Source organism: Streptomyces sp. NPDC020192 (genome assembly GCF_044388685.1).
Lineage (GTDB): Bacteria > Actinomycetota > Actinomycetes > Streptomycetales > Streptomycetaceae > Streptomyces.
The window spans coordinates 173678-188817 of record NZ_JBIRXG010000001.1 but is presented as its reverse complement, the minus strand read 5'-3'; the positions used below and the strand labels follow the sequence as shown (position 1 = coordinate 188817).

13 protein-coding genes are annotated in these 15140 nt (G+C 70.8%); 10 read left to right on the top strand and 3 right to left on the bottom strand.

What is annotated here, in order from left to right; all coding sequences use genetic code 11:
* Positions 1-4: 4 nt before the first annotated feature.
* The 5 genes from tpiA (at position 5) to pgi (ending at position 4776) form a co-directional block, all read left to right on the top strand.
* Entirely contained in the window at positions 5-781 is a 777-nt protein-coding gene (gene tpiA, locus ACH47Z_RS00920; protein WP_399069091.1) for a triose-phosphate isomerase, read from the top strand.
* A gap of 108 nt (positions 782-889) precedes the next feature.
* Positions 890-1126, top strand: a complete 237-nt coding sequence (secG, locus tag ACH47Z_RS00915) for a preprotein translocase subunit SecG (RefSeq protein WP_399069089.1) — start codon at positions 890-892, stop codon at positions 1124-1126.
* Between the two features lie 218 nt (positions 1127-1344).
* Positions 1345-1680, top strand: coding sequence for an RNA polymerase-binding protein RbpA (locus tag ACH47Z_RS00910; RefSeq protein ID WP_010352468.1), 336 nt, complete (start codon positions 1345-1347; stop codon positions 1678-1680).
* A gap of 123 nt (positions 1681-1803) precedes the next feature.
* On the top strand, positions 1804-3072 hold the full coding sequence (locus ACH47Z_RS00905) for an MFS transporter (RefSeq protein ID WP_399069086.1): 1269 nt from the start codon (positions 1804-1806) through the stop codon (positions 3070-3072).
* Positions 3073-3123: 51 nt separating this feature from the next.
* Positions 3124-4776, top strand: a complete 1653-nt coding sequence (pgi, locus tag ACH47Z_RS00900; RefSeq protein WP_399069084.1) for a glucose-6-phosphate isomerase — start codon at positions 3124-3126, stop codon at positions 4774-4776.
* Between the two features lie 79 nt (positions 4777-4855).
* On the opposite strand, the gene ACH47Z_RS00895 is transcribed toward pgi, so the two are convergent.
* The 3 genes from ACH47Z_RS00895 to ACH47Z_RS00885 are packed head-to-tail and all read right to left on the bottom strand — an operon-like array spanning position 4856 to position 8393.
* Entirely contained in the window at positions 4856-7138 is a 2283-nt protein-coding gene (locus ACH47Z_RS00895; RefSeq protein WP_399069082.1) for an FtsX-like permease family protein, read from the bottom strand.
* Positions 7139-7140: 2 nt separating this feature from the next.
* A complete protein-coding gene (locus tag ACH47Z_RS00890; RefSeq protein ID WP_399069081.1) occupies positions 7141-7890 on the bottom strand; it encodes an ABC transporter ATP-binding protein in 750 nt (249 codons plus the stop codon).
* Complete coding sequence (locus ACH47Z_RS00885) at positions 7887-8393, bottom strand: PadR family transcriptional regulator (RefSeq protein WP_399069079.1); 507 nt, start codon at positions 8391-8393, stop codon at positions 7887-7889. The genes ACH47Z_RS00890 and ACH47Z_RS00885 overlap by 4 nt, the downstream gene beginning before the upstream one ends.
* Before the next feature lie 123 nt (positions 8394-8516).
* Here ACH47Z_RS00885 and ACH47Z_RS00880 point away from each other — a divergent pair, with 123 nt between their 5' ends.
* The 5 genes from ACH47Z_RS00880 to ACH47Z_RS00860 all read left to right on the top strand — a co-directional run bounded on the left by ACH47Z_RS00880 (position 8517) and on the right by ACH47Z_RS00860 (position 15135).
* Positions 8517-9788 carry an ABC transporter substrate-binding protein gene (locus ACH47Z_RS00880; RefSeq protein WP_399069077.1) on the top strand — a complete coding sequence of 424 codons (1272 nt, stop codon included), beginning with the start codon at positions 8517-8519 and terminating at the stop codon, positions 9786-9788.
* A gap of 157 nt (positions 9789-9945) precedes the next feature.
* Positions 9946-11556: a glycoside hydrolase family 13 protein gene (locus ACH47Z_RS00875; RefSeq protein ID WP_399069075.1), complete on the top strand. Its 1611-nt coding sequence runs from the start codon at positions 9946-9948 to the stop codon at positions 11554-11556.
* A gap of 37 nt (positions 11557-11593) precedes the next feature.
* Positions 11594-12919, top strand: coding sequence for an ABC transporter substrate-binding protein (locus tag ACH47Z_RS00870; RefSeq protein WP_399069073.1), 1326 nt, complete (start codon positions 11594-11596; stop codon positions 12917-12919).
* Between the two features lie 13 nt (positions 12920-12932).
* Positions 12933-14285, top strand: coding sequence for an ABC transporter permease subunit (locus tag ACH47Z_RS00865; protein ID WP_399069070.1), 1353 nt, complete (start codon positions 12933-12935; stop codon positions 14283-14285).
* Positions 14286-14295: 10 nt separating this feature from the next.
* Positions 14296-15135 carry a carbohydrate ABC transporter permease gene (locus tag ACH47Z_RS00860; protein WP_399069069.1) on the top strand — a complete coding sequence of 280 codons (840 nt, stop codon included), beginning with the start codon at positions 14296-14298 and terminating at the stop codon, positions 15133-15135.
* Positions 15136-15140 lie beyond the last annotated feature (5 nt).

Sequence of the window (15140 nt, the reverse complement as noted above, 5' to 3'; positions counted from 1 at the left end):
CCGCATGACCACTCGCACGCCGCTGATGGCGGGCAACTGGAAGATGAACCTCAACCACCTCGAGGCCATCGCGCACGTCCAGAAGCTCGCCTTCGCCCTGTCCGACAAGGACTACGAGGCCGTCGAGGTCGCCGTCCTGCCGCCCTTCACCGACCTGCGCTCCGTGCAGACCGTGGTCGAGGGCGACAAGTACAAGATCAAGTACGGCGCCCAGGACATCTCGCAGCACGAGTCCGGCGCCTACACCGGCGAGATCTCCGGTGCGATGCTCGCCAAGCTGAAGTGCACGTTCGTGGCCATCGGCCACTCCGAGCGCCGCCAGTACCACAACGAGACCGACGAGCTGGTCAACGCCAAGGTCAAGGCCGCCTACAAGCACGGCCTGACCCCGATCCTGTGCGTCGGCGAGGAGCTGGACGTCCGCGAGGCGGGCGACCACGTCAGCCACACCCTCGCCCAGGTCGAGGGCGGTCTGAAGGACCTCCCGGCCGAGCAGGCCGAGACCGTCGTCATCGCCTACGAGCCCGTGTGGGCCATCGGCACCGGCAAGGTCTGCGGCGCCGAGGACGCCCAGGAGGTCTGCGCCGCCATCCGCGCCAAGCTCGCCGAGCTGTACTCGCAGGACGTGGCCGACAAGATCCGCATCCAGTACGGCGGCTCGGTCAAGGCGGGCAACGTCGCCGAGATCATGGCGCAGGCCGACATCGACGGCGCCCTGGTCGGCGGTGCCTCGCTGGACGCCGACGAGTTCGTCAAGATCGTGCGTTTCCGCGATCAGTGACGCACGCTGTGAGTAGGCGGTAGCGGCGATACGTCGTACTCTTGCGGGGGCACAGCCGAGGTGCTGTGCCCCCGTCGTCCATCCGAATCCGAGGAAGTTGGTCCAGCCGTGGTTTTGGGGTTCTCGATCGCCCTGATCGTCTTCAGCCTGCTGCTGATGCTGCTGGTGCTGATGCACAAGGGGAAGGGCGGCGGCCTCTCCGACATGTTCGGTGGCGGCATGCAGTCCTCCGTCGGCGGCTCCTCGGTCGCCGAGCGCAACCTCGACCGGATCACCATCGTGATCGGTCTGCTGTGGTTCGCGTGCATCGTCGTTCTCGGCATCCTGATGAAGTCGAACGGCTGACACTCCGGCACAGCACACACATCACGCATATTCGGCACGTAAGGCCCCATGTTCGGTACGCGCTCCTGAGCGCGGCCTATCATGGGGCTTGCGTCTGGGTGTGGGGGCTTGTAACTCCAATCACTGGACGCGCGTTGGGCCTTACGTAGACTGAGGCGCTCGCAACGAAGCGAAACGCCGACTCGCTTCGCGGCACCATCACGCAGGGAGTTACGACCGTGGCAAGTGGCAACGCGATCCGAGGAAGCCGGGTCGGGGCGGGGCCGATGGGCGAGGCCGAGCGTGGCGAGTCCGCGCCGCGTCTGCGCATCTCCTTCTGGTGCTCCAACGGGCACGAGACACAGCCCAGCTTCGCCAGCGACGCACAGGTGCCCGACACTTGGGACTGCCCGCGCTGCGGCTTCCCGGCCGGTCAGGACCGGGACAACCCGCCGGCCCCGCCCCGCACCGAGCCCTACAAGACGCACCTCGCCTATGTACGGGAGCGGCGCAGCGACGCGGACGGCGAGGCGATCCTCGCCGAGGCGCTCGCCAAACTGCGGGGCGAGATCTAGCGACGACGACCGGCCGGGCGCCTCAGGGTGCCTGGCCGGAGCCGTCCGAGGTCCGCGGGACCGGCCGATTGTCAGTGGCACCCTCTACGGTTTTCGTGAAGCCGGAAACCGCGAGGGGGAGTTGTGGCGGCGGTCGAGACAGGGGAACAGCATGCGCCCGCGTGGCGCGGGGGCTTCGGACGGCTGTGGACGGCCGCCGTGGTCTCCCGGTTCGGGGACGCCGTGCGGGGAGCCGCGCTGCCGCTGCTCGCCACCTCACTGACCGAGCGGCCCCTGCTCATCGCCGCGGTCACCGCCTGCGGCTATCTGCCCTGGATCCTCTTCGGCCTGCTCGGCGGGGCGGTCGCCGACCGCGTGGACCAGCGGCGCGCGATGTGGACGGTGGACGCGGTACGAGGGCTGCTCATGCTGTCCTTCGCACTGGCCGTCGCCCTGGGGCACGCCTCGATCGCGCTGCTCATCGCGCTGGCCTTCACCCTGACGACCCTGCAGACGCTGTTCGACAACGCCTCCACCGCCCTGCTGCCGGCCCTGGTGGAGAGGGACGCCCTCGCCGGCGCCAACGCCCGTTTGATGACCGGCCAGAGCGTCGCCGGCGGCCTGCTGGGGGCGCCTGTCGTGCCGGTGCTGCTCGTCGCCGGAGCGGCCGTCCCCTTCGTGGCCGACGCCGCCACGTTCCTCCTGGCCGCCGCGCTGGTCGCCTCCCTGAGGATCACCGCGCCCGAGCGCGCGCCGAGAGCCGCGGGCAGCACCCTGCGCCGGGAGATCGGCGCGGGACTGCGCACCCTGTGGCACGACCGCGCACTGCGCGGGCTGTGCGCCGCCACGGCGCTGTGCAACGTCGGCATGGGTGCCCTCATCGCCACCCTGGTGGTCCTCGTGACCGGCTGGCTGCACGCGGGCACCGCGGGATACGCGGCGGCGACGACCGCGTACACCGTCGGCGGCCTGGCCGGGGGCGCGCTGGGCCGGCGGATCACGGCCGGGCTCGGCCCGCTGCGGACCGTGCTGCTCGCGGGCACCGTGCAGACAGCAGCGCTCCTCGTCATGGGCTCCGTGCGCAGCCTGACCGCCCTGGTGGCCGCTCTCGCCGTCTTCGGGTGCATGGGCATGCTGTGGAACGTCAACACGACGACCCTGATGCAGCAGCGCGCCCCCGCGGACATGCTCGGCCGGGTCAGCTCCGCCTTCCGTACCCTGGCCGTCGCGGGAGCCCCGCTGGGCGCCCTGCTCGGCGGCGCGGTGGCCACGGCCTGGGGCCGGGGCACACCGGCCCTGCTGACGGCCGCCTTCTTCGTCCTGTCCGTCACCGCCCTGATACCGGCCCGTCAGCCGGACGTACCTGTTGTTGCACCACACGACGACGCCACGACGGGTCGTGGCACGCGGTGATCAACTAGGTTGGAACAGCTGGGACAGGCACGAAAGAAGGCGAAGTCGGAAATGAACGCAGACGGCCGGACCAGGCTCAACCAGACGCCCGAGTGGACCGCTCTCGCCAAACACCGGGAAGAGCTGGCCGACACCCATCTGAGGGAGCTGTTCGCCGCCGACCCCGGGCGCGGCGCGGGGTACACGCTCCAGGTCGGCGACCTCTACATCGACTACTCGAAGCACCTGGTCACCGACGAGACGCTGCGGCTGCTGCGCGAGCTGGCCGCCGCCACGGACGTGTTCGGCCTGCGGGACGCCATGTTCCGCGGCGAGAAGATCAACGTCACCGAGGACCGCGCCGTGCTGCACACCGCGCTGCGCGCCCCGCGGGACGCGGTGATCGAGGTAGACGGCGAGAACGTCGTCCCCAAGGTGCACGCCGTACTCGACAAGATGAGCGACTTCGCCGAGCGCGTCCGCTCCGGCGCCTGGACCGGTCACACCGGCAAGCGCATCAGGAACGTGGTCAACGTCGGCATCGGCGGCTCCGACCTGGGCCCCGCGATGGCCTACGAGGTGCTGCGCGGCTTCACCGACCGCGACCTCACGGTCCGCTTCGTCTCCAACGTCGACGGCGCCGACCTGCACGAGGCCACCCGCGACCTCGACCCGGCCGAGACGCTGTTCATCATCGCCTCCAAGACCTTCACCACCATCGAGACGATCACCAACGCCACCTCCGCCCGCACATGGCTGCTGGACGCGCTCGCTGAGGGGGCGGCGGTCGCCAAGCACTTCGTCGCCCTGTCCACGAACGCCGAGAAGGTCGCCGAGTTCGGCATCGACACGGCCAACATGTTCGAGTTCTGGGACTGGGTCGGCGGCCGCTACTCGTACGACTCGGCGATCGGCCTGTCCCTGATGATCGCCATCGGCCCGGACCGGTTCCGCGAGATGCTCGACGGCTTCCGGCTGGTCGACGACCACTTCCGCACCGCGCCCGCCGAGGCCAACGTCCCGCTGCTGCTGGGCCTGTTGGGGATCTGGTACGACAACTTCCACGACGCCCAGTCGCACGCCGTCCTGCCGTACAGCCACTACCTCTCCCGGTTCACCGCCTACCTCCAGCAGCTGGACATGGAGTCCAACGGCAAGCACGTGGCGCGCGACGGCAAGCAGGTCGACTGGCAGACCGGGCCGGTGGTGTGGGGCACGCCCGGCACCAACGGGCAGCACGCCTACTACCAGTTGATCCACCAGGGCACCAAGCTCATCCCGGCGGACTTCATCGGCTTCGCCGAGCCGGTGGCCGAGCTGAGCGGCCAACTCAAGGCACAGCACGACCTGTTGATGGCCAACTTCTTCGCCCAGACCCAGGCCCTCGCCTTCGGCAAGACCGCCGAGGAGGTCCGCGCGGAGGGCGTCGCCGAGGAGCTGGTCCCGCACAAGACCTTCCAGGGCAACCGGCCGACCACGACCATCCTGGCGAAGGAACTCACCCCGTCCGTCCTCGGCCAGCTCGTCGCCCTCTACGAGCACAAGGTGTTCGTCCAGGGCGCCGTGTGGAACATCGACTCCTTCGACCAGTGGGGCGTCGAACTCGGCAAGGTCCTCGCCAAGCGGGTGGAACCGGCACTGACGGAAGGCGCGGAGGTACCGGGCCTGGACGAGTCGACCAAGGCGCTGGTCGCCAAGTACCGGGAGCTGCGCGGCCGTAGCTGACCCGGTGAACAGGGGAGCCGGCCACGGCACGGCCGTCCGGCTCCCGTGCGCTCCCGGGTTCATACCGCCGGGCGCCGGCTCAGGCCACCGCGCTCAGCGTGTCCGCGAGCCGTCCGCGTGCCGCGCGGGCGGCGGGCAGTGCGGCGAGCGCGGCCGCCCCCAGCACGGCGGCCGAGCCCAGCACAAGCAGCAGCCCGGGAGACGGGGACTGGGCGATCCCCGCGCCGATGCCGCTGGAGGCGCCCTGGGCGTCGATGAGCCGGCGGGCCAGCGGCAGACCGAAGGCCGTGGCGGCGAGCGTCGCGGCCAGGGCCGTACCGCCCGTGGCCGCGACGGTGATCGCGGTGATCTGGCGTGGGGACATGCCGATCGCCTTGAGGGCGAGCACGTCCCGCTCGCCCTCGCGCACACTGCCGCCGATCGCGGTCAGCAGTTCGACCAGGCCGATGAGGGCGAGCACGGCGATCAGGCCGACGACGACAGCGCGCAGCGGGGACAGCCCGTCGGCCGGGTTCGGCACGGGGTGCACGTCCAGGTGGCCCCGGCCGGCCGTGGTGAGCGCGGCGGCCACCCGGTGCGGGTCGGCGCCCCGCCGCAGCCGTAGCTCGTAGAAGGCCGGGGCGAGCTGCGGGTCGTCCTTGCGGAGGGTGTCCAGGGAGGCCGTCACGACCCGGCCGGCGTTCTGCGGTTCGATGCTGCGGCCGACGATGTGCAGGATCTGCGGCCGGTCGCCGACCATCATCCGCACCCAGTCGCCGACCCGCGCGTGCAGCAGGTCCAGCAGCCCCTGTCCGGCCACGGCCTCGTCCGGTCCGTGCGCGGCCCGGCCCTCGGCGAGGGTGTAGGGGTAGGGACGGGCGTCGGTGCCGAGGCCGCGCAGGGCGATGGTGCCGGTCTGTCCGGGCACCAGCGCGGCCAGCTCGACCCCCGGATAGGCGGCGGCCACGCGGGAGTCGCCGGTCAGCAGGGACCGCAGGTCCGCCGGGGCGGGCGTGCCGTCCGTGCGGACCGTGAGCGAGGTGGGCAGGCCGACCCGGTCCGGGGCGGTGTGGAAGCGGTCGATCGTGGTCCACGCGCTGAGCGCCACGACGATCAGCAGCATCGGCAGGGTCAGCCGGGCCACGGTGGCCAACGACCGCCCACGCCCGGTGAAGAGTTTGTGGCAGCCGAGGACCAGCGCGGCCGGCAGCCGCAGCCCGAGTGCCCGCCGGGCCGGGCCGGTGAGCCGGCCGCCCGCCCCCGCGGCCGGGCGCGGCACCGGGACCGGTGGCACCCGGCCGGCCCGCCAGGCCGCGAGGCCGGTGGTCAGGCCGATGAACAGCACCGCGCCCACGGGCACCACCAGCAGCGTCACGGTGTGCCCCGGCAACCCCTGCCACACGCCCACGGCGTCGCCGAGCCGCCCGGGGATCCGGCTGCCCAGCGTCTCGGTGAGCGCGGCGGCGGCCACGGCGCCGAGCAGGGCGTAGGCGAGGTGCTGGAGCAGGAAGATCCGTACGACCTGGCCGGGGGTGAAGCCGATTGCCTTCAGCACCGAAAGGTCCCGCAGATGGCCGCGGATCCGGGTGGCGATCGCCCCGTGCACGGCGAGTCCGGCGGCGATCAGCGCGCCGAGCCCGAACAGACCGAGCACCTGCCCGAGCAGCCGGTTGTCGCCCTGTGCCGCGGCGCGCGCCTGCTGCCAGGTGGAGACCTGGCCGACCGCGCCCGCGCCGAGCACGGTGACGGCGCGCTGCACCGCGTAGTCCGTGTCGGCCGGGTCGCCGAGCCGCAGCCCGATGACCTGGCCGCCGGGCACCCGGACCGCGGACGGCAGCGCCCAGACCAGGCCGGGCTGCTCACCGGGGCTGTAGGCGGGCTCGGCGCTGTCGGCGATGCCCTCGACGGTCAGGGTGCGTGCGGTGCCGGGCAGCGCCAGGGTGTCTCCGGGCTCGGCCAGCAGGGCGCGGGCCAGGCCGCTCTCCAGCACCACGCCGTCCGGCTCGGCCGGATCCAGCCAGTGCCCCGCGGTGAGCAGCGGCCGTCCGACCGGGGGCGGCTGCGGGGTGCCGCGCAGCTCCACGGAGGCGCGGGTGCCGCGCGAGGCGACGGTGACGGACTCGGTGCGATAGGGACCGGCGACGGACGCGACGCCGTCCAGCCGGACAAGCTTGCCGGTGTCCGCGGACGCCGAGGTGTGGATCCACACATGCGCCCCGCGCGCCTCGGCGAAGGTCCGCTGCCAGGGGTTGGTCGCATAGCCGAACAGGGCGGCGGCCAGGAGCAGCGAGGCGACGATACCGGCGGTGGCCAGCACGAGGAACAGCGCCTCGCCGCGATGCGTACGCAGATCGGAGTGCGCCCAGCGCAGAGTGGCCCGCACGGTCAGTCCTTCAGCTCCAGCACACCGGAGATACCGGCGCGGCGCGGCGGGGCTCCGCCCAGCGCGGCATCGTCCGCTATTCGGCCGTCGAAGAAGCTGATCACCCGGTCGGCCGCGCTCGCCAGCCGGGCGTCATGCGTGACCAGCACGATCGTCTGGCCGCGTCCGTGGAAGCGCGACAGCAGCCGCATCACCTCGCGCGTGCCCTTGCTGTCCAGGCTGCCCGCGGGCTCGTCGGCCAGCAGCAACGGGGGATGGTTGACCAGGGCCCGGGCGAGGGCGACCCGCTGCTGCTCACCACCGGACAACTCGCCCGGCATGCTGCGCTCCTTGCCGGCGAGGCCCAACTCGGCCAGCAGCGTCTCGCGCTCGGCACGGGCCTGTTTCGGCGGGACACCGGCCAGCAGGGCGGGCAGTTCGACGTTGTCGGCGACGGACAGGTTCGACACCAGGTTGAAGAACTGGAAGACGAACCCGATGGCCTTCCTCCGCTCCACCGCCCAGCGCGCCTCGCTGAAGGAGTCCGCGCACCGGCCGTCCAGCCAGATGCTGCCCTCGTCCGGCCGCTGCAGCCCGCCGAGCAGATGCAGCAGCGTCGACTTCCCGGCACCGGACGGGCCGGTGATCGCCACGAACTCGCCCCGGGCCACGCTCAGGCCGACCCCGCGGACGGCGTGCGCGGGCGCGCCCTCGCCCTGGTGGGTCTTGACCAGGCCCTCCGCCCGGAGGACCGGAACAGTGTCCTCGCTCATTCCAGTTCCTCCTGGCACCGCTCCAGCCAGTCGAGGTCGGCTTGGAGATGCAGCATCGCGCCCTCGATCAGCAGCTGGGCGATTCGGTTGTCCCGGCTCTCGGCCGCGGCCAGTTTCGACAGGTTGCGCATGGTGTTGAGGTACTGGCGCCGCTGCTTGTTGATGAGGGCGATCTGGTCGGCGAGACCGGTCTGCGAGGCGAGGGCCAGCTTCATGAAGAACTCGTCCCGGACCCGCGGCTCGTCCTCGGTCTCCTCGAACCAGGCGTGCAGCGCCTCCCGCCCGGCGTCGGTGAGGTGGTAGACCTTCTTGTTGGGCCGGCTGGACTGCTCGACGTCCTCGCCCTCGATCAGCCCGGACTTCTCCAGGCGGCCGAGGGTGACGTAGATCTGGCCGACGTTCGGCTGAGGGTACGCGGAGCCCAGCAGTTGCTCAAGGTCCTGCTTCAGCTCATAGCCGTGGGCCGGGCCGCGGGCGAGGAGTGCCAGGAGGGCAAGGCGCACTCGTGCTGTCCTCCTGTCCTGTCACCATGTGCTCCAGGCCCTAGTATCCCGCATACCTAACAGGTATACATGGCCTCTGATCCGGGCGAGGGTGCCCGGAGCCGGGTGTGCAAGGAGGAACCTATGCGGTGGATACGCGCCGCCGGTAGGGGCCTCCTCGTTCTCGTCGTGATCATGGCCGGGTACGTCACCTCCGGCGCCCGCGCCGACGAGGGCGCGGGCAGCGGCCGGGGTCCGCTCACCCTGGCCACCGCCGGCGACCTCACCGGCTATCTCGGCCCGCTGCTCCAGGGCTGGAACCGCACCCACCCCGGCGAGAAGGTCACCCTCGTCGAGCTGCCGGACTCCGCCGACGAGACCTATGCGCAGATGACGACCGACCTGCGCGGCGGCGATCGGAGCCGCTTCGACGTCCTCAACATCGACGTCAACTGGACCTCGGAGTTCGCGGCGGCCGGCTGGATCCGCCCGCTGCCCCCGGGCCGCTTCCCGCTGAAGAGCTTTCTGCCCCCGGTCGTGGACACGGCGACCTACGACGGACGCCTGTACGCGGTCCCGTACGTCACGAACGCCGGACTTCTCCTCTATCGCAAGGACGTCCTCGCCAAGGAGGGCGTCCCGCCACCGCGCACCTGGGCCGAGCTGGAGCACGACGCGAAGGCCATCGCGCCGAAGTACCACCTCGACGGCTATGCGGGCCAGTTCCTGCTCTACGAGGGCCTCACCGTCAACGCGGCCGAGGCCGTGTACTCGGCGGGCGGCAGCATCCTCGGCGACGAGGGCACCCGGGTCACCGTCGACTCGGCCGCCGCCCGTGAGGGTATCGGCTTCCTCGCCCGCGGCATCCGCGAGGGCTGGATCCCGAAGGCGGCGCTGACCTGGAAGGAGGAGGAGTCCAAGCAGGCCTTCCAGGACGGCGGGCTGCTCTTCCTGCGCAACTGGCCCTACGCCTACGCCGTCGCCTCCGCCAAGGGCTCCAAGGTCGCCGGCAGGATCGGTGCCGTACCGCTGCCCGGGCCCGACGGGCCGGGGACGAGCGTCCTCGGCGGCTCCAACCTCGCGGTCAACTCCCGTGCCCGGCACCCCGATTCCGCCGCGCGCCTGATCGCCTACCTCACCAGCGCGCAGGTCCAGCGCCGGGTGCTCGTCCAGGGCGCGTTGCCGCCCGTACGCGCCGCGCTGTACCAGGATCCCGCGCTGATCCGGCAGTTCCCCTATCTGCCGACCCTGCGCACCGCCGTGCTCACCGCCGCACTGCGTCCCAAGAGTGCGCACTACGACCAGGTCAGCCTGGTGGTGCAGGCGGTGGTGTACGGCGTGCTGACCGGGCGGGAGACGCCCGAGCAGGCCGTGCGACGGCTGGCGCGCGAACTCGACGCCATCGCCCGTCGATAGCTCCCCGGAAGCCTCCCACTAGTTACTTGTTAAGTAACGCGGACGTCTCATCTGTTCTCAGGATGCACATATAAGTCCGTATTTGTAACCCCAACTGCTCGGTAGCTTCTGTTCTTTTCGTTGACACCCTTGTGAGATGCCTACCTAACATGCATGCATGTTGAGTAAGTACGGCTGGTGGCGTGACGCGGTGATCTACCAGGTCTACGTCCGCAGCTTTCTGGACAGCACCGGTGACGGCATCGGCGATCTCGCCGGGGTTCGCGCGGGGCTGCCGTATCTGAAGAAGCTCGGCGTCGACGGCATCTGGCTGAGTCCGTTCTACCCGTCACCGCAGCACGACCACGGCTACGACGTGGCCGACTACCGCGGTGTCGACCCGCTCTTCGGCGACCTCGCCGAGTTCGACCTGCTGATGGCGGCCGCCCACCGGCTCGGCATCAAGGTGCTCCTCGACATCGTCCCCAACCACTGCTCCAGCGAGCACCCCTGGTTCCGCGAGGCCCTGGACAGCGCACCCGGCAGCCCGGCCCGCGCCCGCTTCCACTTCGCCGACGGTCGTGGCCCGGACGGCGCCGAGCCGCCCAACAACTGGCACGCGATGTTCGGCGGCCCCGCCTGGACCAGGGTCGGCGACGGCCAGTGGTACCTGCACATGTTCACGCCCGAACAGCCCGACTGGAACTGGCGCGACCCCGAGATCCCCGCCGAGTTCGACCGGACCCTGCGCTTCTGGCTCGACCGGGGCGTGGACGGCTTCCGCATCGACGTCTCCGCCGGCCTTTTCAAGCACCCCGAACTGCCCGACTCCGACGACCCCGAGGCCGACGCCCGTACCCGCGACTCGGTCAACCCGCTCGCCTGGAACCAGCCCGAGGTGCACGGCATATGGCGGCGCTGGCGCGCGATATGCGAGGAGTACCGCGAACGCGACGGCCGCGAACGCCTCCTCGTCGGCGAGGTCTCCGTGCCCACCGCCCGCGAACACGCCCTCTACGTCCGCCCGGACGAACTCCACCAGGCCTTCTTCTTCGACCTGCTCAGCGCCCCCTGGGACGCCGACGCCTTCCGCAAGGTCATCTCCGAGGCCATGCAGGACATCGCCGGCACCGGCTCCACGGTCACCTGGGTCCTCAACAACCACGACCAGGTCCGCACCGTCACCCGCTACGGCGAACCCGCTCCGCAGGGCAGCGGCCTCGGCGCCGCCCGCGCCCGCGCCGCCGCGCTGCTGATGCTGGCGCTGCCCGGAGCCGCGTACATCTACCAGGGCGAGGAACTCGGCCTGCCCGAGGTCGTCGACCTGCCCGACGACGTGCTCACCGACCCGATCTTCCGCCGTACCGGCAGCCGCGCCCGCATCCGCGACGGCTGCCGGGTGCCGCTGCCCTGGTCCGGGCAGGCCTCGCCGTTCGGCTTCACCTCCGGTGCGGAGGGCGCCCGGCCCTGGCTGCCGCAGCCCGACTACTTCGCCGAGTACGCCACCGACCGCGCCCTCGCCGACACCCGTTCCTTCTGGCACCTGTACCGCGACGGCCTCCAACTGCGGCAGTCCCTGCCCCAGTTGGGCGAGGGATCGCTGAGCTGGCTGGACACCCCGCCCGGCGTCCTCGCCTTCGCCCGCGGTGACGACCTCGTCTGCGCCGTCAACTTCAGCACGGCCCCCACCCCCGCGCCGGTCTCCGGCACCCCCCTGCTGTCCAGCGGCCCCTGCCCGCCCGGCGTCCTGCCCGGCTCCACGGCGGCCTGGTGGCTGAACGACCTCTGACACCCGCCCCGGTGAACTCCTCGAAGGGACATCGACGATGATGCGACGACGTACGACCCTGCTCACCAGCTGCACAGCCCTCGCCCTCGCGCTCGGCGCCACCGCCTGTGGTGGCGGACCGGTCTCGGCCGGCGGCGGTGACAAGTCGCTCAGCGGCCAGACCGTCACCGTGGCCGGCGTCTGGTCCGGAGCTGAGCAGAAGAACTTCCAGAAGGTGCTGGACGCGTTCACCGCGAAGACCGGCGCCAGGACCCAGTTCGTGTCCACCGGCGACAACGTCTCCACCGTCGTCGGCAGCAAGATCGAGGGCGGCAACGCCCCCGACGTCGTGATGGTCCCGCAGGTCGGCGTCCTCCAGCAGTTCGCGAACAAGGGCTGGCTCAAGCCGCTGTCGCCGACCGCCCAGCAGACCATCGATGCCGACTACGCGCCCGTGTGGCGGAAGTACGGCAGCGTCGACGGCACCCTGTACGGCCTCTACTTCAAGGCCGCCCACAAGTCCACCGTCTGGTACAGCCCCGGCGCGCTCGCCCAGGCCGGGGTCAAGCCGCCGACGACGTACGACGAGATGCTGAAGGCCGGGCACACCGTCTCCGACTCCGGGCTCGCCGCCTTCTCCGTCGCCGGTGAGGACGGCTGGACCCTCACCGACTGGTTCGAGAACATCTACCTCTCCCAGGCCGGACCCCAGAAGTACGACGCCCTCGCCGTCCACAAGCTCAAGTGGACCGACCCCTCCGTCGTGAAGGGGCTCACCACCCTCGGCAAGCTGTTCAAGGACAAGCAGCTCATCGCGGGAGGCCAGAAGGAGGCCTTGAACACCGACTTCCCCGGCTCGGTGGAGAAGGTGTTCGGACCCAAGCCCGAGGCCGGCATGGTCTACGAGGGCGACTTCGTGGCGGGCGTCGCCCACGACCAGTTCGGGAAGACCATCGGCAAGGACGCGAACTTCTTCCCCTTCCCGGCGGTCGACGGCGGCACGGCACCCGTGGTCAGCGGCGGTGACGCGGCGGTCGTCCTCAAGGACGGCAAGAACGCCACGGCCGGCATGAAGCTCCTGGAGTACCTGGCCACCCCCGAGGCGGCGGCCGTCTGGGCGAAAGCGGGCGGCTTCCTGTCCCCGAACAAGAAGCTCGACTTCTCGGCGTACGGCGACGACGTCACCCGGGCCACCGCCAAGTCCCTTGTCGACGCGGGCGATTCGGTCCGCTTCGACATGTCCGACCAGGCGCCCGCCGCCTTCGGCGGCACCAAGGGCGCGGGGGAGTGGAAGCTCCTCCAGGACTTCCTGCGCGACCCGTCGGACCCCAAGGGCACCGCGGACCGGCTCGAAGCCGCGGCGGCCAAGGCCTACCGGAACTGAGCGGCAGCACATCATGACCGCCACCACTCTCGTGAAACAGCAGGCGGGCCCGCGGGCCGCCGGCGTGGCGCGCGGGCGCCGCGGCCGGCGGCGCGCCCGGCTGATCGCCCTGCTCTTCGTCTTCCCGGCGCTGCTCCTGCTCGGCGCGCTCGTCGTCTACCCGGTGCTGTTCTCCGTCGGCCGCAGCTTCTTCGACGCCTCCGGCACCCGGTTCGTCGGCGCCGGCAACTACGCCGAGATGTTCCGCGACCCGGCCACCCTGAAGGCCATCCGCAACACGGCCATCTGGGTCGTCGTGGCCCCGGCCCTGCTGACCGGGCTCGGCCTGATCCTGGCCGTGCTCGTGGAGAAGGTCCGCTGGGCCACCGCCTTCAAGCTGCTGCTCTTCATGCCGATGGCGGTGTCCTTCCTCGCCGCCGGCATCATCTTCCGCCTCGCCTACGACGAGGACCCGAACAAGGGCGTGCTGAACGCGGCCGTCGTCTCCGTCCACGACGCCTTCCAGGGGACGTCGGCGTACCCGACGGCCCGCGGGCGTGCGGGCCTGCTGACCCAGGACCGGGACGGCTCGTACCGTACGACCGCCTCCACCGGCCACGTGGTGACGCTCCCGATGGTCGGCGTCCTGCCGGGGGACCTGCCGAAGAACGCCTCACCCGCGTACCAGGCGGCCGCGCAGAAGGCCGCTCCCGGTGAACTGAGCGGAGTGGTCTACCTGGACTTCACCCCCGGCGGGGGCGGCCGTCCGGGCAAGGTCGACCCGAAGGAGAGCGGCCTGCCCGGGATGACGGTCAAGGCGGTGCGCGACGGCAGGACGGTCGCCGGCGCCACGACCGCCGCCGACGGATCCTTCCGCTTCTCCGGGCTGCGCGCGGGCTCGTACACGGTGAAGCTACCGGAGTCCAACTTCGCCCAGCCCTACCAGGGCGTCTCCTGGCTCGGCCCGGCCCTCGTCACACCGGCGATCATCGGTGCGTACCTGTGGATCTGGACCGGCTTCGCGATGGTGCTGATCGGCGCGGGGCTCTCCACCCTGCCTCGGGACACACTGGAGGCGGCCCGGATGGACGGCGCCAACGAGTGGCAGATCTTCCGCCGGATCACCGTCCCGCTGCTGGCCCCCGTGCTGACGGTTGTCTTCGTGACCCTGGTGATCAACGTGATGAAGGTCTTCGACCTCGTCTACATCATCGCGCCCGGACCGGTGCAGGAGGATGCCACCGTCCTCGCGACCCAGATGTGGCTCGTGTCCTTCGGCGGCGGCAACAACCAGGGTCTCGGCAGCGCCCTGGGCGTCCTGCTCCTGCTTCTGGTCATCCCCGCGATGGTCTTCAACGTCCGCCGTTTCCGCAACAGTCAACGATGAGGAGTCAGCGATGAACGCGATCAGGAGGGGGCTCGGCAACGGGCTGGTCCAGGCCTTCCTGGTGGTGATCGGCCTGGTCTGGCTGACACCGCTGGCGGGACTGTTCGTGTCCTCGCTGCGGTCGTCCCAGGACACCGCGAAGGGCGGCTGGTGGACGGCCCTGACGAGTCCCGGCAGGCTGTCCTTCGACAACTACTCGGCGCTGCTGAAGAACTCCGGCATGTCCCAGGCCTTCTGGAACACGGTGCTGATCTCGGTGCCGGCGACCACGCTCGTCGTCGTCATCGCCGCGCTCGCCGGATACGCCTTCGCCTGGCTGGACTTCCCGCTCAGGGAGCCGCTCTTCCTGCTGGTGGTGGCCCTGTTGGTGGTGCCGGTGCAGATCGGCCTGCTGCCGGTGGCCAAACTCTTCGGCACGCTGGGCCTGTTCGGCACGATCCCTGGAGTCGTCCTCTTCCACGTCGCCTACGGCCTGCCCTTCGCGGTGTTCCTGCTGCGCAACTACTTCGCGGAGATGCCGAAGGAGATGCTGGAGGCGGCGCGGATGGACGGCGGAAGCGAGTGGCGCATCTTCACCCGGCTGGTGCTGCCGGTCGGGCGTCCGGCGATCGCCTCGCTAGCGATCTTCCAGTTCCTGTGGGTCTGGAACGACATGCTGGTCGCCCTGCTCTTCGCCGACAGCTCCTCTCAGCCGCTGACCGTGGAACTCCAGTCCCAGATCCGCCAGTTCGGCAGCAACATCGACGTCCTGGCCCCGGGCGCGTTCCTGTCCCTGATCGTGCCGGTGGTGGTGTTCTTCGCCTTCCAGCGGCATTTTGTGCAGGGCGTGATGGCGGGCTCGGTCAAGTGACCGAG